A 23217-nucleotide genomic window follows, 5' to 3' on the forward strand; every position below is an offset into this window, starting at 1 on the left:
TCGCGCGAGTTTAAACAGCGCGATAAATCGCGCCGCTACGAATTTTTTGCAGACACAATGACCTTTCAAGAGGGACAGATTAATGCAGACACGTTTTCTCGGTAAATCCGGACTCGAAGTGTCGGCGCTTGGACTGGGTTGCATGGAACTGAGCCACGGCTACGGCCCGGCTACCGATACCCGTCAGGCTGTCGAACTTATTCGCGCTGCCGTTGCACGTGGCGTCACCTTCTTCGACACCGCCGAAGTGTATGGCCCGTATCTGAATGAAGAAGTGGTGGGTGAAGCTTTAAAACCGTTGCGCGATCGGGTGATTATCGCCACCAAATTTGGCTTCACTTTCGGTGATGACAACAAGCAGCAGATTTTAAACAGCCGTCCTGAGCATATTCGCGCAGCCGTGGAGGGATCATTACGCCGCCTCAAAACCGACGTGATTGATCTGTTATATCAACACCGCGTTGATCCCGACGTGCCGATTGAGGATGTCGCCGGTACGGTGAAAGATTTGATTGCTGAAGGCAAGGTCAAACACTTCGGCCTGTCCGAAGCCGGTGCGCAGACCATTCGTCGTGCGCATGCGGTACAACCCGTCGCCGCGTTGCAGAGCGAATATTCAATGTGGTGGCGTGAACCTGAACAGGAGATCCTGCCACTGCTGGAGGAGCTGGGCATTGGTTTTGTGCCATTTAGCCCGTTAGGTAAAGGCTTCCTGACCGGCGCCATCAAGGCGGGGGCGAGCTTCGGTGAGGATGACTTCCGCAGTAAAGTCCCGCGTTTTGCCGCAGAAGCTCTCGAAGCCAATGAAAAGCTTGTCGCACTATTGGGGGCGCTTGCCGCAGAAAAAGGCATCAGCCCTGCGCAGATCGCACTGGCATGGCTGCTGGCACAAAAACCGTGGATTGTGCCCATTCCCGGCACGACCAAGTTGCACCGGCTGGAGGAAAACCTGGCGGCTGCGGACCTGATCCTTGCACAGGATGATTTACGGAAAATCACTCAGGCGCTTGAAACAGTAAAAATCGTTGGCGAACGTTATCCGGCATCTTTACAGGCCAGGGTCGGTCGTTAAGGCTTAAGCTGGCCTGTTGTACCAGGCAGGCCAGTTATTCCGCGTAACGCAGTGCATCTATCATCAACGCAAAGGCGGGTGGGTGCTGTTTACGGCTGGGATAGTAAAGATAGTATCCGGGGAACGCGGGACACCACTCCGGCAACACCTGAATAAGTTCACCTGATGCGATAAAGCCCTGCACCATATTCTCGGGCACACAGGCTATACCGAATCCGGATAGCACCGCATCGATCCTTTCCGCCAACAGATTAAATGTCAGTTGCCCCTCCACCCTGACGCGCAGCGGTTTCCCTTCCCGTTCAAATTCCCAATGATACAGGCCACCGGCTGTCGGCAAACGCATATTGATACAGCGATGATGTTGCAGTTCATGGGGGGTATGAGGAACTGGGTTTGCAGCAAAATATGCCGGTGCGCCGACCACAGCCATCCGCATATCCGGGCCAATTCTCACGGCAATCATGTCCTTATCAACGCTTTCACCAAGGCGAATCCCGGCATCAAAACGCCCTTCCACGATATCGACAAATCCGTTATCTACCACCAGTTCGACATTGATTTCCGGATATTCCCTGAGGAAAGGTTTCAGCCTGGGCCATACCAGGGTACGTGCAGCATGCTCTCCGCATGATAAGCGAATATTACCTGTGGCCGTACCATCCAGTTGAATCAGCGCCTCCAGCTCCTGCTCAAGATCGGCGATACGTGGCTCAAGGCAGGCAATAATTCGCTCTCCAGCCTCGGTTGGCGCAACACTGCGGGTGGTACGGGTCAACAGACGGATGTTCAGGCGCTCTTCCAGCGCTTTTATCGCATGGCTAAGTGCCGACTGTGAAACACCCAGCTTCGCGGCTGCTTTGGTAAAACTTCGTTCTCTTGCCACAACCAGAAAGATCTGCAATTCATTGAAGTTTTCTTTAAGCATCGGTTATTTCCTTATTCATACCCGACCCTTCAAACAATATTTATGAAGGGTATTCATAGACGCAATCATTTCAGCCTTATTACTGACCACAATGATAATTGATATTCTGTCTGCAACAAAAATATATCTAAGAAAACAGAAGGTTTATCATGAAAATACTCGTTGCCGGGGCAACAGGCAGTATTGGTCTTCATGTAATGAGGACCGCGATAGAAATGGGTCACCAACCCACGGCACTGATCAGAAATCAGCGTAAAGTAAAATCCCTCCCGCATGACGCCGAGATATTTTACGGTGATGTTTCTATGCCCGAGACATTAACTGACGTTGCTGAGAATATTGATGCCGTCATTTTTACGCTGGGTTCTGATGGACAGGGACGTATCGGTGCGAGGGCTATTGATTATGGCGGCGTGAGAAATATTCTGCAAATGTTGCGCGGTACGCAGGTGCGCATCGTGTTAATGACAACCATTGGCGTCACAGAACGGCTCAGTACATGGAATCAACAAACAGAGGTCCACGACTGGAAAAGGCGTGCCGAGCGATTGGTCAGAGCAAGTGGTCATCCTTATACTATCGTCAGGCCGGGCTGGTTCGATTATCACAATGATGATCAGCACCGACTGGTCATGCTTCAGGGGGACCGTCGCCATGCCGGAACGCCTGAGGATGGTGTGATATCGCGCGCGCAAATTGCCCGTGTACTGGTCACGGCCCTGACCAGCGATGCCGCAATAAATAAAACGTTCGAACTGGTGGCGGAACAGGGGGAAGAACAAAAAGATCTCACGTCTTTGTTTGCTGCCTTGCAGTCTGATGATCCAGAAAGAAATGAGGGTATTTTAGATATGAATAATATGCCGCTCAATGAAGAACCCGAATGCATTATTAGCGAGTTAAATTCATTTTCAAAACAGGCTGAATCAATTTGAAAAGATTGAATAACACGGGTCTGGATTTTTTATCGTAATTGCACAGGCGAATTGCCAAAGCGGTAACGGAATCTCTCGGTAAAATGAGATGCCGATTTATAGCCGTATGCCTCAGCAACCTGGGTAAGGTTCCAGTGTGTCGTTTGGATCAGCATCAGGGCATGATGCATACGAATACTCAGGATTTGCCTGTTGCGACATTCAACGGAACGTAATTGAATTCAGGCAAACCTGGTTTGATATGGCTAAACGATTAAGACGCTGTGCATCACATAATCGCATAATGATTCATTAATCATTACGAAGGATATCAACGTAATTTTGATAGACGAAGCTTCTGCTGCGAGTTTTTCCTGTCGTTTCAACGAGAACTTCTGCTGCGACAAGTCCTTGTACAGCAGCATTAGCTGTGGGGTATGAAACGCTTAGCAATGCCATCGCACGATCAACCGTTAGCTTTGGCATGGTGGGTAAAAACTCAAAAAGGCGCATCGTATGTATGGTTAAGGACGTCATCCCAAGAATTTTTTTCCTGTCCTCAGCGATGAGTGTGGCAATCTTGATGATGCTTTTTTCAGCTTCTTCTGCGGAAAGCTGAACAGCTTCCAGAAAGAAATCAACCCATTGTTCCCAATTACCATTAGTTCTGATCTCCATCAGACATTGGTAATAATAAGCTTGATGCTGCTTCATATATCCTGAAACGTACAACAACGGCTCCCTCAGCAATTGCCACTCTTCGAGGAGCATGGCAATAAGCAGGCGTCCAATTCGGCCATTACCATCAAGGAAGGGATGGATCGTTTCAAACTGAGCATGTACCAAGGCAATTCTCACTAATGGAGGTAGAGTTGGCGTTGTCTCATGAATAAATTTCTCCAGGTCAGACAGCAGATCTACCACTGTATCTGGCGGAGGAGGCACGTAGGCAGCATTCCCCGGTCTTGTCCCACCAATCCAGTTCTGAGTGCTTCTAACTTCGCCGGGCTGTTTTGCAGCTCCTCTCGCTCCAGATAGCAGTACCTCATGTGCTTTCTTCAACAAACGAACACACACAGGAAGTCCATTAGGCGAGCTCAGTTGTTCACGAACAAATTTGAATGCCTGCAGGTAATTCGTTACTTCCTCTACATCTTCAACGTTAGTTACGGTAAGGCCCGCTTCATCATCAAAGATGTCAGTCAGGGTCGCCTGTGTCCCTTCCAGTTGAGAAGTTAGCAATGCTTCTTTACGAATTGCGCTATAGACCAGCCACTCGCTTGAGGCTACCAGCCCAGACATGCCGGATAATCTGGCCAAGGCTTTTTCTGCTTTTATGTTTATTACAGCAAAGGAAGCAGGATCAAGCACAGGTGATGAGGGCGGTAGTGGATTGGGAAGAAAAGCTTTTACTGCCTCATCATGGCTTGTGGTCACTATGAACCGTCCAGAAGCGCGCCCCATTTACACCCCTTATTTAACTTTATTAAAGCATTCTTTAATAAGCTCAAGTGTCATTAAAATCCTTTTAAGCACAGTGAACATTATTAAAGATAAGTTTAACACCATCCGAAGTTATTAAAGAGTTATTTAATAGCGTAAGTGCTAATTGAAGACGCTTTTAGTAATGAACGGGTTGTTAAAAATCACTGAACAGCGTCTGCACAATGACGAAAAACACTCCACTTGCCACTGTTCGCCGGACAAGCGCCATCTATCTTTTGACCACACGGCGAGGTTTAGTCTTGGGCATTTCAGAGGAAAGCGGAAACACCCGAGAGCTAAGGAAATCGACGAAAGCCCTGACCTTCGGCGAGGGATGTTTGCTGGCAGGCCAGAGCACATGAAAAACCCCCGTGCGTTCTGCATACTCGGTCAGAACGGCACACAGCCGTCCATCTGCCAGCAGCTCCCTGATCGCAAACTCAGGCAGGTAGGCGATACCCAGCCCCTGCAAGGCGAAGCAAACGCGTGTCTCGATGTTGTTGCAGATCATTGAGGTTGGCAGCGTCAGCCGGGGTTCATCGGCAGTGTGGCGCAATACCCACGGTTCCAGCTTGCCGCTGTTAGGGAAGCGATAGTACAGGCAAATGTGATCCAGCAGATCGGACGGCTTTTGCGGCGTGCCTCGCTGTGCCAGGTAGTCGGGTGACGCCACCAGAAGCGAACGGAAAGTACCGAGTCGGCGAGCAGACAGTAGGATCGCCGGTCCTGAATCGCGCCTTACCTGACGAAGGCAGACATGGCCGAACGCACGGATCTGGTGTTGCTGGTATTCGGTGTCGCATCCCTGCCGTGGTATACATCGCGGTGGCGGCATGGGGGCTGGCTTTCGGCGGTGCCGCAACCCTGTTCCAGACGGCATTGGCGAAAACAACCGGAGAGGCCGCGGATGTCGCGCAGTCGATGCTGGTTACGGCCTGGAACACGGCGATAGCCGGAGGTGGTATTGTCGGTGGCGTGCTGCTCGAACAACGGGGGCCAACGCGTTTGTGCCGACTATGCTTGTATTGCTGTTAGCGACGCTGGAGGTAGTATGGCTGGCGAAACGACATGGTTTTCCTTCAGCAAAAGGAGTAACGAGGCCATGTCAGGTAACAGATGAAGCTGAGATCTGACGGAAAAAATACATGCGGTGGGTGCCGGTGCGAGTGATAGAAGGTACCCGCCCCAGCTTACTGCTCGATAGCACTTATCTCTGGTTGCCTGGTGTCCAGGTTTTCGCAATCGACCATCAGAAAAAAATGAGAAGTGAGGTTAGTGTTGATAGTCACCTCTGCACGCCAACCACATCGCTTCAAGAGTTTCTCCAGCACAGGCAGGTTGCCAGTGAGTTTTGCCACCAGGGGGGCAATCTGCCTACCCTCATCACTAAATGCTAAATCAATCGAAGTTCGTGAGATATAGATCCCATCGACGTTTGCATTAATTACCAGAGCATGACGCCCTGACCATTCTCTATCGCTAAGCAACCGGTATACCCATTGCATTCCCTTCGCAGTTTCGATGGCATAGGTGAGTCGAAATAAATCGTTTTGCTTTGACAGATCGCCTGAGCAGGAACGCCAAAGATAATCAAGTTTATGTCGCAATCTTGCTCTGGTGCCGAACATCCGCCCCTGCTTCAGTAACCACTGTATATCTGTTGCAACTTCGCGCGGAAAACGATGCTGTTTAAGCGCCGTTGCCAGCCAGCGGGTAAGAAAAATATTTTCCTGGGATTCTGAATTTACCAGACCATCATGTTTGGCAAGTTGAAGCGCAATCAAGGCACACCAGGCAAGATGTCCCGACTTCGCCGTCATTGTCTCAGTTATCACAAAAACATCATCCTGTAGTCGAAAGGCATTCCTTCATCACCCAGTAAAATACATTGGCCGCATATTGTAAATATACTGTTAGAGTGAAATGCGATAAAGGCCACGGATAGCCAAAAATAGGCTAAAGAGGATTCTGTAAGAGGATAAGCCAGGATCCAAACGATCATATTATAAATCGATACCGCACTATTGATGCGAACGATCCACTTCCTGCTACGCACGGTGATTAGGTAGACATACCATTTTAGGTTCAGATGGGGACCATAAGAAGTCACGCCATTTCCTGAAGCAGGATCGTCAGTGTTTTGAAAGGAGACGATTACTGAGTTTTGTAACGGGAACTATTAAAAATTCGCTCAGTGAATTGGGTAAATTAGGAATTTTTCCTGCTTCATAATCAATTTTTGCTTCTTTACATATTCGTGTCTGTATATACATAGTCAATTTCATGTAGTATTGTGACATCATCATAAAGCAGTCCACTAACAGCATATACCCAAACTTTTGGAGATCTTCATGAGTGAGTCACTTAAGGCGTTAAATAATATTCGTACACTTCGTGCGCAGGCTCGTGATTTGGCCTTGGCTGATCTCGAAGAGATGCTTGAAAAATTCAGCGTAGTTGTTGCTGAGCGTCGTGAAGATAGTCACGCAGAAGAAGCAGCGGTTCGTGAGAAAACTGAAAAACTGGCTAAATATCGCGAATTGCTGTTGAAAGAGGGTATCGATCCAACCGAATTGCTGGAATCTTTGCAGGGAGCAGGTAAACCGCGTGCCAAACGTGCACCGCGCCCTGCCAAGTATAAGTACACCGATGAAAATGGTCAGGAAAAAAACTGGACCGGTCAGGGACGTACCCCTGCTCCGATTAAAGCAGCCATCGACAGCGGTAAATCGCTGGATGACTTCCTGATTTAATCAAGCTCGGTTTAAACGTATCAGTTGAGAGGATGACATATTCTCTCAACTGGATATGACCAAGAGGCGCCTGTCCCGTCTTTCATCTCCACTATATAGGACTTAAGTCCAGTCCGCATTACCTCGGTGTTGCTTTCACTACCACTGAATCCAATATTACTCCGGCGATATGTGAGTTCATGACTTATCCTGGCCGTGATGCCTGCGCAACCCCGGCACCTGAACGTCAGCAGAACTCCCCACATAATGCCTTATGTCAAATTTACGTATATTAACCATCGCATTTCATTAGCATCCATAATAATTTTTATGGTTATGATTGCTATACATAAATTAGACAGATACTTTATATCTTTCTGATAAATTTATCGCATTCGATTCTCAAGGATGGTTACATAGTGAAATTAATAAAACAATTCACCCTCGCTGCTGTGGCATGTAGTCTTCTGTCTGGTTGTGTCTCACCGATGAGCACATCAGATCTGCAGAAATATAGAGGTTCATCACCAGAGGCATTTTACGGTGATCAATGGTATATCAATCAGTTAGGAACAGGTCTGTTCGTCTTTGAAGCTGCCTTATTAAAACAGGATCAGGTAGAAAAAACAGCCAATGACTTGAAAGCGCTATGCCGTATCAGCGGTGGTAACCCGATTTTTACTCCGCTAACCGTGGAGGTCGTTGATGATACGATAACCACACTGAATCAGAGTCGTTCTCCTGATAAATATCGCCCTTCATTAAGTGGCAACAAAATTATCTATTCTGCGAATTTTGCGAGGCAATATACAACCAGGAAAGTTTATAGCTTCAATCGTGACCATTTTGTTGATCAGGCAATGAAAAATTATGTCAAAGAAAATGATTTTGGCACAATCAGTTGTAAAACTAACGAGTCAACACTATGGATAACTGATGTTGTTTTTGGTGATATTTATACAGATAGCTCGGGTGTTGTAAGTCTTCCTGTGTTTATTCAAACCCACCAAACAACATCAGCAGGATAATCTCGAAAGAGAGATTAAAAACGCCAGACAAGTAATACGGCGTAACTGAGTTGCTGCTTATCCTGAGTCAGCGGGCTGTCGGCTGCGTCCCCTTCGAGACGTTGTGCCATAACACGAGCGGTCACCCGCCAGGATGAGGTAAGGTCATAATCGACACCGGCCTCCCATCCCATTTTCTCCAGGCCCGCGCCTGCATCATAGCGGGCTAAACCACTGCGTGATGACTGCTGGGAAGAGACACCATGCTGGGTCTGCATATAATCGCTATCTGCCCAACTCAGGCTTGGGCCAGTAAACAGACGCAAATCTTCATAGGGACGCCATGACAGATTGGCGTAAGTTGTGAGCAGAAATCCCTGCTGATTTCCCCCCACATCCTGTGAAAGGATCATTCCAGCATTGAGGATATCATTGCGGTAAATTGCCGAGGTAAATGCGCGCGGCGAGGTTTTAATATCGCCCATGCCACGCAGATATTCGTCATCGGACTCCTGGCGTGGCGAGAGATCGACGCCTGCACCCAGGGCGAAGGTCCAGTGCTCAGTTTTGGCAAACTGCCAGCCTAGTGCCGTCAGGGTATCAACTCCACCAATAAAATACGGGCCGTAGTTCACCCTCACTGCCGGAATAAAGGTTGTATCGTTATGTTTGGCCCCTGAGTACTTCGGTTTTACGCCGACGCCAGCACCGACAAAACCACTGAAGGCATTGTCTGATTCCTCCGCGATGACGGGAAATGCCGCAGACAATATCAACAGCAGCGGAAGAGACTTCACGGAAATAAAGGGCATGGTACTAAATCCTTTTCGTTACAGGGGCTGGCGGAAGTGTTGTTATCCATTACAACAGCCGCCTGTAACGCCTCTTTTTACCTCAGGTAAAGTTATGTAACAGCGGAATGCGTACTTTGAAGCTGGCACCTCCGCCTGTGCGATTATTTGCACTCACCGCACCACCATGATATTCGCTAATCGAACGTACCAGGGCCAGCCCTAACCCCGTCCCGTTATCACTGCGGCTCAGACGGAAGAAAGGCTCAAATATTCGTGCCATTTCTGACGTGGGAATACCTGGACCACGATCATCCACTGTCAGCAAAAAACTCTCAGGATCCGTTCGGTATAAACGCATAACCACTTCATGACCGGCATAGCGCAACGCATTTTCAATCAGATTGCGCATTAAACGGCGCATCAGGCGAGCATCAACCTGAGCAATAATATGTTCAGCGACCAGATCGATCTCAGCACTTGCACACTCTTCGGCAGCCAGAGCCGTGATATCGGTGGAGATAAATTCTCCCGTGATAACCTTCTGCGCCATTTCCAGTCGACTCAGGGTGAGTATCTCTTCAACCAACGCGTCCAGTTCTGCCACGCTACGTTGCAGTTCACTTTGTGCCTGTGAATGTTCACCCGAGAGCAGCGCTGAGGCCATCTGTATGCGCATCAACGGCGAACGTAATTCATGGGACGCATTAGCCAGCATGGTTTTCTGAGACTGCACCAGCGTCTCGATTTGCGCCGCTGACCGGTTAAAGCTGGCGGCCAGTTGACTGACTTCATCCTTCCCTGTCACCGGTACACGCTCGGACAGGTTGCCCCTACCCAATGCTTCAACACTTTGTTGCAGGGATTCCAGACGCGCAGTCAGTCGGCGAATCACCGGAAAAGCCATCAACGCGACTGCGCCAGCCATTGCCAGCAGCATAATGATAAACATCCAGGGACGTTCCAGCCGATCAGTACTGAACTGAATGACCAGCAGGCGCTTGTCCTGGAGTTGCCAGACAAAACGCGTTCCGTACCAGTCATCAAAGTATCCCCCCGCCCTGACCTGTTTTGGCATGGGGATCTCAGGCGATAAAGGTCGGCTCAACAGCCTCCCCTGCGCATCAAATAGCGCGAAGCGTGCATGCGTACGCTGCATCCAGTCATCTATCGCAGCAGATTGTGCACTTTTCATCGCCGATGCGGGTGGCAGGTTTTGTTCGACCAGTTCGCTGAAGGTAGCAAAGGCACTGAGATGGCGGTTGTTATCGTCGCTCCATAGCCACAACACAATGGTACAGAGTACGACCAGCGCGATGGCGCTGAGCACAGCAAAAAAAATCTGCAAATGCATGGGAAAATCTGCGATGCGTTTCATGTGCTTAACGTTCTGGTAAAGCAGCAAACACGTAACCCACACCCCGTACCGTGATAATGCGCTTTGGTGCGCGCGGATCGTCCTCGATCAACTGGCGGATACGCCCAATATGCACATCAATAGCGCGGTCAAAATTGTCATAGCTCTCCCCGCGTACCGTCTGCCATATTTGCTCGCGATTCAATACCCGGCCAGCCTGGCGAGCCAACGAAACCAGCACATCAAATTGCAAAGAGGTCAGGACACAGGGCTGTTGTCGCAGTGTTACGGTGCGTGCAGCGGTATCGATCTCCAGCTCGCCCGACTGGATCACGCTGGTTTCACCTCGGGGGGAACCCGGACGCAGACGACGAAGCACAGCCCGCATCCGTGCCAGCAGTTCACGTGGTTCAAAGGGCTTCGGCAGATAATCATCTGCTCCAACCTCCAAACCGATAATCCTGTCCGCCGGGTCACCCCGCCCGGTGACCATAATAATCGCCGGGTCGTTGTGAGACTCAGCCCTTATCTGGCGGCACAATGCCAGACCATCGGCATCGCCAAGCATCAGGTCCAGTAATACAACATCAAAATCCCTCATTTTCATGCGGGACTGCGCATCGATAGAACTGGCGCTATGAAGTACATCAAACTCATATTGTTTCAGGTAAGGCACGATCATCTGCGCCAGCCTGATATCATCCTCAACGAGCAATACTGTCGTCATGTCGTTAATATTCCGGTTAAAACGAAGCGGAGCCATGAACAAAAGACAGCAGAAAAGGAGATGAGTTTCAGCGTTTGGTTAACTCATCGCGGGCGGGTGGCTAAATTCGTCTGAGGCCAGAGATGGCTATATTTTATGTGCTATTTTTTATCCTCAGGTGAGAAAGGCGGCAAACGCAATGATGCCATATATCTTTCTCCATTCAGCTCGCTAAGGTTTTTCGTGAAATATCGATGTAGGCTGGTGTCTGCGGTAAGTTGTGCATGAACAACCGATAAAAATGCCTCGCGTTCCTTTCGCAGGCGTTCAACGATTGGCCCCACAGCCGCTTCAGCTACTGGATCGGCCTGCCGTACGAACACAGGTATGGGTCTCCCGGTGTCCCTGGCGTCACGTTGATGATTATCTACAGAGGATGACAGGATTTTTTGCAGTCTCTCATAATTAGCTCTAAATAACGGGTCTTTCATTTTTACCTCAACCCGGAGATCAGATTGACTCATGGTCAACGCGGCTTCGATAGTGCGACGTTCCTCATTGATGCGAAGTTTTAGTTCGGACGTGGCATTTTCAACGAGCAGGTGCTGGTCCAGGTTTTTGTTAATGTCGGCTAAAACGTTGATGAACGATTTGCGAAAAGAGAGTTTTGGTTGAACATTGGACTTCTGAACTGTTGCAACGGATGGCTCGGATACAGGTGCCGGTCGGGGTCGCAAACCCATATTGTCTCTTTTCTGGGCAAAAGGGGATGCTGCCTGCAATTGGGATGGGTTTCGCTTATTACTTTTATATCCGCAATCCGGAAAGTTTGAGCACGAGTGGAATTCCCCATATGGACCAGAGCGAAGCACCATGACACCCTGTTTACAGAGCGGACAACCCTCCTCCTGAATCGCTTTCCCATCGACATCAGTAATCGAAATCTTTCCGTCCTGTTTAAGTTCCCGTAGAAAACTGGAGTGTTTCCCTTTCACGGTAAACATTGCCACACTGCGTCGCGCACGGGTCATGGCGACATAAAACAACCGGCGTTCTTCACCCAACGGGAATTTATCGCCATCAGGCATGGCCATAGCGAGGATCGGGTCATCAGTACGTGTGTTAGGAAAGCTACGCCCCCGCGCGATGCTTATCATTTCTGGCAGGATCACGTAGTCAGCTTCACTGCCTTTGGAACGATGGATAGTCAAAAACGACACATTGACCCAGCGATCAAATCGGCTTACCCGTGACGGTAGGTATTGGCGATCGCTGTTATAGCGTCCAAGGATGAAGACGGACACCTTACCGTCGCGCCCCGGGGGAATTGAGCCATGACGTACGCTTTCCGCCAGTGTCATGACAAACTGATCGACTGCATCAGCCAGCTTATCTTTGCTGTCTGCCTGGAATGCCTGAAGTACCGGCCCATGAGCCGGTGTGGCGGAATAAACCGATTTAGCGAGCTGCGCCGGATTTTTAGCGATGAAGGTGCTGGATATATCGCACAATGCCTGCGGACAGCGGAATGTCTGCTCAAGTTTCAACACCTGCCCGTGGCCGAACCATTGTTTGAAACCGGTCATTACCGAAACATCGGCACCGGCAAAGCGGTTGATAGACTGCCAGTCATCGCCTACCGCGAAGAGAAATCTGTGCGGTTTTTGTACCAGCGCACGGCACAAACGCGCCCGCGCCCGAGAGGCGTCCTGGAACTCATCAGCCATCACCAGTTCATAGGGGGCTACGTAGCGACCACTCTCCAGATGGCTTGCCGCCAGATTGAGCATATCCTCGAAATCGATACCCCCTTCCGCCCTTAACGCTGAGTCCCATGCTGCAAGGATAGGTCCAACAATATCCAGGAACATTTGATAGCGATTAACGAATGTGCCCCCCGGTAAATCTTTCAGCCGGTGGCGTAATACGTTTATGGTCAGAGAATTACTTTTTACATGGCTGATGAAAGTCCGTACCAATCCAACCAGTTCCACGGATTCCATTGGCTTCTGCCCTTTCGGAGGAATTGGCCGGTCCGGATTAGGGTCAAGAATTATCCCGAGAGAGGTAAGTTTGGTTGCAAGGCGCTGTAAATCGTTACCCTGGCGCAGGCCGTACGAGGTGGTTTCGAACAGTGATGTGCCCATATCATAGTGCAACTGCCGCTTCCAGTGGACGCCTTCCAGATAGCCTTCGAAATTCGGTGGCGGTAAACCCTCTGCGTTCAGGGCGAAATGTTCGTGGTAAAGCTCCAACTCGGGATAGTAGAAATCCGGCCTATACTGACGATGGTCTTCATCAGCAGTGTCATGTTGGTAACTGCCTTCGTAGTGGTATTCGACCCCCTGATAGAAAAGCCAGTCAGCAATTATCTTTTCTTCCAGGCTCTTTACTGTCTCGCCATTGGCCGTGCGCAACCGCCCTGTCCCCTGAGCATCCCATGCGTCAACGATGTCAGCGCCGCCTGGTGCTGGCAGGTCTCTGGCGAAAACAAAGCGGAACAAGTCCCATTGGGTACGGAATGTGGATGAGCCATCTTTCAGCTGATCAATAAGATCAGTCAGCTTACGGAAGCCACGAACGGTGTCTGTCGCCCAGTCAGGAATGTCAGGTTTACTGCCGGTGGCTTTGCCAATAATGCTCAAACCCAGAGCGTGGAAAGTGGATGCGGCAACCTTTACACCCGGCATACCCAGTCTTTCGAATGATTTCTCAGCGCGCTCTTTCAGTTCTTCTGCTGCCTGCTTGTTAAACGCCATCATCACGATGCGATCAGGAGCCACGAAACCACGATGGATGGCATAGGCGGCCTTAGCGACCATCGTGGAGGTTTTGCCTGAGCCAGCCGATGCCACAACCTGAACTCTGTTGTCGAAACAGATAACCGCGCGGGCTTGTTCCTCAGTCAGAGGTTTACTTTCGACACGATCAAAAAGGTCCTTACAGGACTTCAGTTCAAGTTCGGTATGCGCGTTGTTCAGCGCCGTCCATGCAGGAACGGGATCGGTTTCCCAGTCGACGAGCGATTGTTTCAACTGTTGAGCTTTTTGCCCCAGTAACAATGTCACACCCGGTTTTTTTAATCGTTCCCGGATTGCATCAGCATCTAATACCGGGCGGCTCGCCATAATCGACGTTTGTATATCATGGGTTAACCATCGGTGATTAAAGACGCAGTGCTTCTCCTGCCCTGATTTATGTTCCAGCCACGTTGAGAGTTGGTGATGAACGTTTTCAAGAAATGCGACTTCATCATCCAGATGCTTTTTGTCCAATGCGGCGTTAAGAACATGGGTCAGTGCTACCCCGAGCGGATTTGGCAGGCCATCAACTTTCAACTCCCGCTCTTTGCCGGGGAATAAGGTGATGTCAGTCCAGAGATAACCCTGACGGATACGATAATCTGCGTCGCTGGCGACCTTAATAACATAGGAACGCTGATCTACAGTCAGGACTAACTCAAGTCCTGTACAGCGCAAATGCCAGGAAGACGAACCGGTTAACCGTCGCCCTAAGAATGAAGGACCAAATTCTGCCACTACTTCGCTGACCTCCACCAGAATGTCGGCTGAGCATCAGAGGATCAAACCGAATCCGGGTATCCACTTATGTGAAGAGTTTACCTTGTTGGTAGGAATCATCTGACATTGTTGATTGAATTTCTACTAAAAACATCATGATGTAATTTAGATTCGGATTGGCGAGGTTGTATCGCGCGAGGAGGCCGTGGTTGTTCTGCAACACCCTGTTTATGGGTAAATGCTGAGGAAGTGATGTGGGCGAAGCGCCCACATCACTTCATTTTTCGGATATGCCCGTTTTTAAACCAGCCCTGCCCCTGCAAAAGGCTTGCTGACATAGAAGGTTTCTTTAATACCGGTTTTCGCTTCATATTGTGATTCCACCGCAGCTTTCACGGCTGGCACCAGTGCTTCGGGAACCAGCGCGACGATGCAACCGCCAAATCCGCCACCGGTCATACGCACGCCACCTTGCTCACCGATGGTCGCTTTGACAATCTCGACCAGCGTGTCGATTTGTGGCACGGTGATTTCAAAGTCATCGCGCATCGAGGCGTGCGATTCAGCCATCAGTACGCCCATACGTTGCAAGTCACCTTTTTCCAGCGCACTGGCGGCTTCAACCGTACGGGCGTTTTCGGTCAATACGTGCCGGACACGTTTGGCCACCACCGGGTCCAGCGTATGGGCGACGGCGTTGAACTGCTCGATATTCACGTCCCGCAGCGCTTTTTGCTGGAAGAAAAGCGCACCGGCCTCACACTGCTCACGGCGGGTGTTGTACTCGCTACCCACCAGTGTGCGTTTAAAATTGCTGTTAATGATGACGATGGAGACATCGTTCGGCATGGAGACTGCTTTGCTGTCCAGTGAGCGACAGTCGATCAACAGCGCGCTGCCTTTTTTACCCAGAGCGGAGATCAACTGGTCCATAATGCCGCAGTGACAGCCGACAAACTGATTTTCCGCTTCCTGTCCGTTCAGGGCTATTTGCGTGCCGTCGAGCGGCAGATGGTACAACTGCTGGAAAGCCGTACCGACAGCCACTTCCAGCGAGGCGGAAGAACTCAGACCTGCGCCCTGCGGAACGTTGCCGCTGATCACCAAATCCGCCCCGCCAACGTTCTTGTTACGCATTTGCAGATGTTTCACCACGCCACGCACGTAGTTTGACCACTGCTGGGTAGCATGGGGCGCTATTGGGGCATCCAGAGAGAATTCATCCTGCTGGTGGTCATAATCGGCGGCGATAACGCGCACGGTCCGGTCCGGGCGCAATGCACAGCTGATCACAGTCTGGTAATCGATGGCGCAAGGCAACACGAACCCGTCGTTATAATCAGTATGTTCGCCGATCAGGTTTACACGCCCCGGAGCCTGGATAGTGTGTGTGGCAGGGTAGCCAAATTTGTCAGCAAACAGGGACTGCGTTTTTTCTTTCAGGCTCATGATTAAGCTCCGGATTCGCGGAAATGGATGTCACTGACCGCGCGCAGACGCTCAGCAGCTTGTTCTGCCGTAAGGTCACGCTGTGCCTCAGCCAGCATTTCGTATCCGACCATAAACTTACGCACCAGGGCAGAACGTAATAACGGCGGGTAAAAATGGGCGTGCAATTGCCAGTGGGTATTTTCTTGTTGAGTGAAAGGCGCACCGTGCCAGCCCATTGAGTAGGGGAATGAGCACTGGAACAGGTTATCGTAGCGGCTGGTCAACTGTTTGAGTGCCAGCGCAAGGTCGCTACGCTGCGCCTCGGTTAACTCGGTGATCCGCTGGATATGTGCTTTTGGCAGCAGCAGTGTTTCAAATGGCCAGGCCGCCCACCAGGGCACCACGGCTAACCAGTGTTCTGTTTCGACGACGGTACGACATCCCTCTTTGCGCTCGCGCTCGGCGTAATCGACCAGCATGGGGGAACCGTACTGATTGAAATACGCTTTTTGCAGTCGGTCTTCACGTTCGGCTTCATTGGGCAGGAAGTTGTTAGCCCATACCTGACCATGTGGGTGTGGGTTCGAGCAGCCCATTGCCGCGCCTTTATTCTCAAAAACCTGCACCCACGGGTAAGTCTGGCCCAGCTCGGCGGTCTGTTCCTGCCAGGTTTTCACGACATTTTCCAGCGCGCTCAGGCTGAGCTCCGGCAACGTTTTGCTGTGATCTGGTGAGAAGCAAATGACGCGGCTGACACCGCGTGCGCTCTGACTGCGCATTAAAGGATCGTCGCTTTCCGGCGCATCCGGTATGTCCGTCATCAATGCGGAAAAGTCATTGGTGAAGACCCAGGTACTGGTGTAATCAGGATTTTTTTCGCCAGTGACGCGTGTATTCCCCGGACACAAAAAACAGTCCGGGTCATGGGGAAGCAGGGTCTGTTTAGACGGAGTTTCCTGCGCGCCCTGCCAGGGGCGCTTCGCACGGTGTGGAGAAACCAGAATCCATTGTCCGGTAAGAGGGTTGTAACGGCGATGCGAGTGATCGGCCGAATTAAATTTCGTCATGATTTACCTTATTTAAATGCCCCCTATGCAGCTCGCGGATGTCCCGTCTGAGCCGCTCGCGCTATTTACAGCCTTACGCATCATTTGGCAGGGTAATATCCTGGCTGACACGCAGCTCCTGATTGTCAAAAATCATGCAGTGCTGGCTGTCAAAAGAGAGCGTGATTTTTTGCCACGAGCGAAAATGCACATCGCCGGGCAGGAGGATTTTGATGTTGTCGTGACCATAGCACTGGCCGAACAGATAGGTACTGTTGCCGAGTCGCTCCACCACTTCGCACTGGAATTCCAGTTGCGTACCGCGCGTGGCATCCGTAGAGAGATGTTCCGGGCGGATCCCCAGCGTTACTGTTGTGCCAGGCTCAAGGCGCGAAGTGTTGATTGCCAGTGTTAACAGTTTCCCTTGTGCGAGCGCGACCGTCAGCTCGCCTGGTTGCCACGCTTTCACCGTCGCAGGCAGGAAATTCATTTTCGGCGAACCGATAAACCCGGCAACAAACCTGTTTTTCGGGTTGTAATAGAGGTCCATCGGAGAGCCCAGTTGCTCGACATTGCCATAATTCATCACCACAATTTTATCGGCCAGCGTCATCGCTTCTACCTGGTCATGGGTGACATACACCATGGTGGTTTTCAGTTCCTGATGCAGACGAGCGATATGCAGACGCATCTCAACACGCAGCTCGGCATCGAGATTGGAGAGCGGTTCATCAAACATAAAAACACGTGGGTTACGCACAATCGCGCGACCAATCGCCACGCGCTGGCGCTGACCGCCGGAGAGCTGTTTCGGTTTTCTGTCCAGCAGATGGCCAAGCTGTAACGTCTTGGCGACCATATCCACCTGACGACGGATCTCCTCCTTAGGCACTTTGTTCACCTTCAGTCCGTAGCCCATATTTTCCGCCACGGTCATATGCGGATAAAGTGCGTAAGACTGGAACACCATTGAAACACCACGATGGGCTGGCGAGACATCATTCATCACCTCATCGCCAATCAGTACTTCCCCTTCGGTCACCTCTTCCAGACCGGCAATCATGCGCAGCATGGTCGATTTGCCGCAACCTGACGGGCCGACAAACACGGCAAACTCGCCATCTTCAATCGACAGATTCACATTGTTCAGCGTCACCGTGTCGCCAAACCGCTTGGTGACATTCCTCAGTCGTATATTGGACATCAACGTTCCCCGAAATTCGTAGCCATTATGTACTGCGATAAGCGTGCTGTTGAATGGATTTGTTTTACGTATAACAATCACAAGGCAAAGCTGCTCAACCGCGAAAATTCATGCTCAGACTATAACTTCCAGTCTTTACGCACCCTATATCGATTTTCAATTTCTGTCGTTCGTGTCACACAACTGACAGTTAATTCTCGTTTTATTAGCCACTCAAGCGTAGCGTATAACAAATTCGATAAGGCACATGAATGCGTTTAAGGCCTTTAATATCAGGTGATATTTAAACTACCTCATCGGATGTTACGCCATAAAAACCACTAAAATGTTATACCTTGACATGAGGGTGATAATGAAAAAGAGAACACTTGCCGCACTGATCCTCTCCGTACTGGCCGCTGGCCAGCTTATTAGCCTGTCAGCGCATGCAGCAACCAAGCAGCTTAACGTCTGGGAAGACATCAAAAAGTCCGTCGGCATCCAGGATGCCGTCAAAGATTTTGAGCAAAAGTACGACGTTAAAGTGAACGTTCAGGAGATGCCCTACGCACAGCAATTGGAAAAATTACGCCTGGATGGCCCGGCAGGAATCGGTCCGGATGTGCTGGTTATCCCCAATGATCAGTTGGGTGGTGCGGTGGTGCAGGGGCTGCTGACCCCCCTGAATCTGGACAAAGAAAAAGTTGATACCTTTACCCCCGCTTCCATCAACGCCTTTCGCCTGGATAACACACTGTATGGCGTGCCGAAAGCGGTAGAAACGCTGGTACTGATTTACAACAAAGATCTGATCGACAAGCCACTGCAAAGCCTGCCGGAGTGGCTCGACTACTCGAAAAAACAGCGTGAACAGAACAAATACGGTCTGTTGGCCAAATTTGACCAAATCTACTATAGCTGGGGCGCTATCGGTCCTATGGGCGGCTACTTGTTCGGCAAAAACGACCAGGGTGGCTACAACCCGCAGGATATCGGCCTGAACAAGCCGGGCGCGGTCGAAGCAGTCACCTTCCTGAAAAATTTCTATAGCGAAGGCGTCTTTCCATCGGGGATCCTCGGGGATAACGGGCTGAATGCCATCGATTCACTGTTTACCGAGAAAAAAGCCGCGGCGGTGATTAACGGCCCGTGGGCTTTCCAACCGTATGAAGCCGCCGGCATTAACTATGGCGTGGTGCCGCTGCCAAACCTGCCGGATGGCAAACCGATGAGTTCCTTCCTCGGCGTAAAAGGCTATGTCGTCTCCACTTGGAGTAAAGACAAGCAACTGGCGCAGCAATTTATCGAATTTATTAACCAGCCGCAGTACGTGAAAAAGCGCTATATCGCCACCCGCGAGATCCCGGCGCAGAAAGCGATGATTGACGATCCGGTAATCAAAAATGACGAGAAAGCCAGTGCGGTCGCGGTGCAGGCTGCGCGCGCAACCGCGATGCCAGGCATTCCGGAGATGGGTGAAGTCTGGGGACCGGCAAATGCGGCGCTGGAGTTGAGCCTGACCGGTAAGCAGGAACCGCAGGCCGCGCTCGATGCCGCCACCAAACAGATCCATATGCAAGTTGAAGCCATGCAGGCCAGCAACCAGTAACCGCTTGTTGTAGCAAAACGAGAGGGCAACCTCTCGTTGTCAAAAAGGAGTCGTACGTGATTATCAGTCCCAGCGAGAATTTTGCTAAAACGCAAAGTGCAGGTCGTCATGCGTGGTGCGGGCTGCTACTGGCCATTGTGCCTGGCTTTGGTCAGTTCTATCACCGTCAGTGGCTAAAAGGTCTTATCTTTCTTGTCCTGCTGAGCAGTTTTACCGGCATTTTCTATGATTTTCTGCGCGAAGGGCTATGGGGGCTATATACCCTGGGCGAAGAGGTGCCACGCGATAACTCGATCTTTTTGCTGGCTGAAGGGATTATCAGCTTGCTGATCATCGCCTTTGGCGTGATGGTTTGGACTCTGTCGCTGCGCGATGCATGGATCAACGGTAAAAAGCGCGACGAGGGTAGGCCACTGAATAGCGTGCGCAAGCAGTATCAGATGCTACTCAGCGACGGGTTTCCCTATCTGATGATCACGCCCGGCTTCATTCTGCTGGTGTTTGTGGTGATTTTCCCCATCCTGTTCGGTTTTTCTATCGCATTCACCAATTACAATCTCTACCACACCCCGCCCGCTAAGCTGGTGGACTGGGTAGGATTCAAGAATTTCGTCAATATCTTTACCCTCTCCATCTGGCGTTCGACGTTCTTTGATGTGTTGCAATGGACGGTGGTGTGGACACTACTGGCAACCACCTTGCAATGCACAGTTGGCGTGCTGCTGGCGATTCTGGTGAACCAGAAAGACCTGCGTTTTAAAGCGCTGGTGCGCACCATTTTTATTTTGCCGTGGGCGGTGCCGGGTTTTGTCACCATTCTGGTATTTGCCGGGATGTTTAACGACTCATTCGGCGTGATTAACAACGCTATTCTTGCTTTCTTCGGCATTGCGCCAAAAGCGTGGCTCACCGATCCCTTCTGGACGAAAACCGCATTGATCATGATGCAAACCTGGCTGGGTTTCCCGTTTGTCTTTGCCATGACCACCGGTGTGTTGCAGGCCATTCCAGACGATCTGTATGAGGCGGCGAAGATGGACGGTGCCAGTACCTGGACCCGCTTGCGTACTATCACGCTGCCGCTGGTGCTCTACTCCATTGCCCCGATCATCATCACCCAGTACACCTTCAACTTTAATAATTTCAACATCATCTACCTGTTTAACAACGGCGGACCGGCGGTGGCGGGTGCAAACGCAGGTGGCACCGATATCCTGGTGTCGTGGATTTACAAGCTGACGATGTCTTCGTCGCAGTATGCGATTGCCGCGACCATCACCATTCTGCTGTCGATTTTTGTCGTTGGCCTGGCGCTGTGGCAGTTCCGTGCCACCAAATCCTTTAAAAACGACGACATGGCATAAGGGAAGAAAAATGGCTAAATCACAAAGCATCCGCCGCGAAAAGTGGATCCGCCTGTCGCTCTCCTGGCTGGTTATCACGTTGGTATCGCTGATCATTATCTACCCACTGGTGTGGACCGTCGGTGCCTCGCTGAATGCCGGTAATAGCCTGCTGAGTACCTCGATCATTCCGGAGAACCTCTCATTCCAGCACTATGCCGATCTGTTTAACGGCCAGGTGAATTATCTGACCTGGTACTGGAACTCGATGAAGATCAGTCTGCTGACGATGGTGCTGACCTTAATTAGCGTTAGCTTTACCGCGTACGCCTTTTCGCGCTTCCGCTTCAAGGGACGCCAAAACGGCCTGATGTTGTTTTTGCTGTTGCAGATGATCCCGCAGTTTTCTGCACTGATCGCCATCTTCGTGCTGTCACAACTGCTGGGGTTGATCAACAGCCATATGGCGCTGGTGCTGATCTACGTTGCCGGGATGATCCCGATGAATACCTATCTGATGAAGGGGTATCTCGACGCGATTCCGCGCGAATTGGATGAATCTGCACGTATGGATGGTGCCAGCAACTTCCGCATCTTTATCGAGATCATCATGCCGTTGTCGAAGCCTATTTTGGCGGTGGTAGCACTGTTCTCCTTCACCGGGCCGCTGGGGGATTTCATCCTCTCAAGCACTATTTTACGTACCCCGGACAAATACACGTTGCCAATTGGTCTGTACAACCTGGTCGCGCAAAAAATGGGTGCCAGTTACACCACCTATGCGGCGGGCGCAGTTTTGATCGCCGTACCCGTGGCCCTTCTCTACCTGGCCTTACAAAAATATTTCGTCTCCGGCCTGACCTCCGGCAGTACCAAAGGATAACCACATGAAAAGATTTACACCCGCCCTGCTTGCTGTTTGCCTGTGTAGTTTGTCCGCCAGCTCTTTTGCCGCCGACGCGTTAAAAATGCGCCCGTTCAGTGGCATGCCTGCCGACTTTATTAAAGGGGCAGATATCTCTACGTTGCTGGATGCCGAAAAGCATGGAGCGAAGTTTTATAACGACAAGAACCAGCCGCAAGATGCGCTCGCCATTCTGAAGGCCAACGGCGTCAACTATGTGCGCCTGCGTTTATGGGTCGATCCGAAAGACGCGCAAGGCCGGGCATACGGCGGTGGTGATAACGATCTGGCTACCACCCTCGCCCTGGCGAAACGCGCCAAAGCACAGGGCATGAAGTTGCTGCTCGATTTCCACTACAGTGATTTCTGGACCGATCCCGGCAAGCAATTCAAACCGAAAGCCTGGGAAAAAATGGATTACGCGCAGTTAAAAACCGCGATCCATGACTATACCCGGGACACCATCGCCCGCTTTAAACAGGAAGGCGTGCTGCCGGATATGGTGCAAATCGGTAATGAAATAAACTCCGGCATCCTCTGGCCGGAAGGCAAAAGCTGGGGGGCGGGCGGCGGCGAGTTTGACCGGCTGGCAGGGCTGCTCAATTCAGCGATTGACGGGCTGAAGGAGAATCTGAAAAACGGCGAACAGGTGAAGATCATGCTGCACCTGGCCGAAGGCACTAAAAACGATACCTTCCGCTGGTGGTTTGATGAAATAACCAAACGCAACGTGCCGTTCGATGTGATTGGTTTGTCGATGTACACCTACTGGAACGGGCCGATCAGTGCGTTACAGGCCAATATGGACGACATCAGCAAGCGCTACAACAAAGATGTGATCGTGGTGGAAGCGGCTTACGGCTATACGTTGGCGAACTGCGATAACGCGGAAAACAGCTTCCAGGAGAAAGAAGAAAAAGCAGGCGGCTATCCTGGCACCGTACAGGGACAATACGATTATATCCACGATTTAATGCAGTCAGTCATTAATGTTCAGGGCCATCACGGCAAAGGTATTTTTTATTGGGAACCAACCTGGATTGCCGTCCCCGGAAATACCTGGGCCACGCAGGCAGGCATGAATTATATCAACGACAAGTGGAAAGAAGGGAATGCGCGGGAAAATCAGGCGCTGTTTGATTGTCAGGGAAAAGTACTGCCCTCAGTGAAAGTCTTTAATTAACTCTG

Annotated in this window: 19 protein-coding genes and 2 pseudogenes; 9 read left to right on the forward strand and 12 right to left on the reverse strand. The window is 50.8% G+C overall.

Annotated elements, in window-relative coordinates; translation table 11 throughout:
• Positions 1–82 precede the first annotated feature (82 nt).
• Positions 83–1072 carry an aldo/keto reductase gene (locus AC6I8W_RS26060; RefSeq protein ID WP_497839161.1) on the forward strand — a complete coding sequence of 330 codons (990 nt, stop codon included), beginning with the start codon at positions 83–85 and terminating at the stop codon, positions 1070–1072.
• Between the two features lie 34 nt (positions 1073–1106).
• Here the strand turns inward: AC6I8W_RS26060 and AC6I8W_RS26065 are convergent, their stop codons facing one another.
• The gene (locus AC6I8W_RS26065) at positions 1107–2000 is read right to left on the reverse strand and encodes a LysR family transcriptional regulator (protein WP_497839162.1); all 894 of its coding nucleotides are present in this window, start codon (positions 1998–2000) and stop codon (positions 1107–1109) included.
• Positions 2001–2149: 149 nt separating this feature from the next.
• Here AC6I8W_RS26065 and AC6I8W_RS26070 point away from each other — a divergent pair, with 149 nt between their 5' ends.
• On the forward strand, positions 2150–2935 hold the full coding sequence (locus AC6I8W_RS26070) for an SDR family oxidoreductase (protein ID WP_497839163.1): 786 nt from the start codon (positions 2150–2152) through the stop codon (positions 2933–2935).
• Positions 2936–2964: 29 nt separating this feature from the next.
• Here the strand turns inward: AC6I8W_RS26070 and AC6I8W_RS26075 are convergent, their stop codons facing one another.
• The 3 genes and pseudogenes from AC6I8W_RS26075 to AC6I8W_RS26085 form a co-directional block, all read right to left on the reverse strand.
• Positions 2965–3156 carry a helix-turn-helix domain-containing protein gene (locus tag AC6I8W_RS26075; protein WP_497839387.1) on the reverse strand — a complete coding sequence of 64 codons (192 nt, stop codon included), beginning with the start codon at positions 3154–3156 and terminating at the stop codon, positions 2965–2967.
• 70 nt (positions 3157–3226) lie between these two features.
• On the reverse strand, positions 3227–4378 hold the full coding sequence (locus AC6I8W_RS26080; protein ID WP_497839164.1) for a Fic family protein: 1152 nt from the start codon (positions 4376–4378) through the stop codon (positions 3227–3229).
• 250 nt (positions 4379–4628) lie between these two features.
• Positions 4629–5111: pseudogene (locus tag AC6I8W_RS26085) on the reverse strand (LysR substrate-binding domain-containing protein); the annotation flags it as partial.
• Between the two features lie 18 nt (positions 5112–5129).
• Between AC6I8W_RS26085 and AC6I8W_RS26090 the strand changes: the two are divergent.
• Positions 5130–5532, forward strand: a pseudogene (locus AC6I8W_RS26090) (MFS transporter); the annotation flags it as partial.
• A 57-nt stretch (positions 5533–5589) separates the two neighbouring features.
• Here the strand turns inward: AC6I8W_RS26090 and AC6I8W_RS26095 are convergent.
• On the reverse strand, positions 5590–6219 hold the full coding sequence (locus AC6I8W_RS26095; protein WP_497839165.1) for a DUF2913 family protein: 630 nt from the start codon (positions 6217–6219) through the stop codon (positions 5590–5592).
• Positions 6220–6750: 531 nt separating this feature from the next.
• Between AC6I8W_RS26095 and AC6I8W_RS26100 the strand changes: the two genes are divergently transcribed.
• Entirely contained in the window at positions 6751–7152 is a 402-nt protein-coding gene (locus AC6I8W_RS26100; protein WP_497839166.1) for an H-NS family histone-like protein, read from the forward strand.
• A gap of 398 nt (positions 7153–7550) precedes the next feature.
• Positions 7551–8159, forward strand: a complete 609-nt coding sequence (locus AC6I8W_RS26105; RefSeq protein ID WP_497839167.1) for a hypothetical protein — start codon at positions 7551–7553, stop codon at positions 8157–8159.
• Between the two features lie 14 nt (positions 8160–8173).
• Here the strand turns inward: AC6I8W_RS26105 and AC6I8W_RS26110 are convergent, their stop codons facing one another.
• The 7 genes from AC6I8W_RS26110 to AC6I8W_RS26140 form a co-directional block, all read right to left on the reverse strand.
• Positions 8174–8950 (reverse strand): MipA/OmpV family protein, encoded by a 777-nt coding sequence (locus AC6I8W_RS26110; RefSeq protein ID WP_497839168.1) that lies wholly within the window; start codon positions 8948–8950, stop codon positions 8174–8176.
• Between the two features lie 82 nt (positions 8951–9032).
• Positions 9033–10307: a sensor histidine kinase gene (locus AC6I8W_RS26115; RefSeq protein ID WP_497839169.1), complete on the reverse strand. Its 1275-nt coding sequence runs from the start codon at positions 10305–10307 to the stop codon at positions 9033–9035.
• Positions 10308–10311: 4 nt separating this feature from the next.
• A complete protein-coding gene (locus AC6I8W_RS26120) occupies positions 10312–11013 on the reverse strand; it encodes a response regulator (protein ID WP_497839170.1) in 702 nt (233 codons plus the stop codon).
• A 140-nt stretch (positions 11014–11153) separates the two neighbouring features.
• On the reverse strand, positions 11154–14531 hold the full coding sequence (locus AC6I8W_RS26125; protein ID WP_497839171.1) for a UvrD-helicase domain-containing protein: 3378 nt from the start codon (positions 14529–14531) through the stop codon (positions 11154–11156).
• 282 nt (positions 14532–14813) lie between these two features.
• The gene (gene galK, locus AC6I8W_RS26130) at positions 14814–15962 is read right to left on the reverse strand and encodes a galactokinase (protein WP_497839172.1); all 1149 of its coding nucleotides are present in this window, start codon (positions 15960–15962) and stop codon (positions 14814–14816) included.
• Between the two features lie 2 nt (positions 15963–15964).
• Complete coding sequence (galT, locus tag AC6I8W_RS26135; RefSeq protein ID WP_497839173.1) at positions 15965–17011, reverse strand: galactose-1-phosphate uridylyltransferase; 1047 nt, start codon at positions 17009–17011, stop codon at positions 15965–15967.
• A gap of 73 nt (positions 17012–17084) precedes the next feature.
• Positions 17085–18194: an ABC transporter ATP-binding protein gene (locus tag AC6I8W_RS26140; RefSeq protein ID WP_497839174.1), complete on the reverse strand. Its 1110-nt coding sequence runs from the start codon at positions 18192–18194 to the stop codon at positions 17085–17087.
• 352 nt (positions 18195–18546) lie between these two features.
• Between AC6I8W_RS26140 and AC6I8W_RS26145 the strand changes: the two genes are divergently transcribed.
• Genes AC6I8W_RS26145 through AC6I8W_RS26160 form a run of 4 tightly spaced genes read left to right on the forward strand, consistent with a single transcriptional unit; the run spans position 18547 to position 23212 of the window.
• A complete protein-coding gene (locus AC6I8W_RS26145) occupies positions 18547–19782 on the forward strand; it encodes an extracellular solute-binding protein (protein ID WP_497839175.1) in 1236 nt (411 codons plus the stop codon).
• A gap of 56 nt (positions 19783–19838) precedes the next feature.
• Complete coding sequence (locus tag AC6I8W_RS26150; RefSeq protein WP_497839176.1) at positions 19839–21146, forward strand: carbohydrate ABC transporter permease; 1308 nt, start codon at positions 19839–19841, stop codon at positions 21144–21146.
• Between the two features lie 10 nt (positions 21147–21156).
• The gene (locus AC6I8W_RS26155) at positions 21157–22008 is read left to right on the forward strand and encodes a sugar ABC transporter permease (protein WP_497839177.1); all 852 of its coding nucleotides are present in this window, start codon (positions 21157–21159) and stop codon (positions 22006–22008) included.
• A 4-nt stretch (positions 22009–22012) separates the two neighbouring features.
• Complete coding sequence (locus AC6I8W_RS26160) at positions 22013–23212, forward strand: glycoside hydrolase family 53 protein (protein ID WP_497839178.1); 1200 nt, start codon at positions 22013–22015, stop codon at positions 23210–23212.
• The last annotated feature ends 5 nt before the right edge of the window (positions 23213–23217 follow it).

This window comes from Pantoea sp. X-Soil-TKNS-1211 (assembly GCF_059730495.1).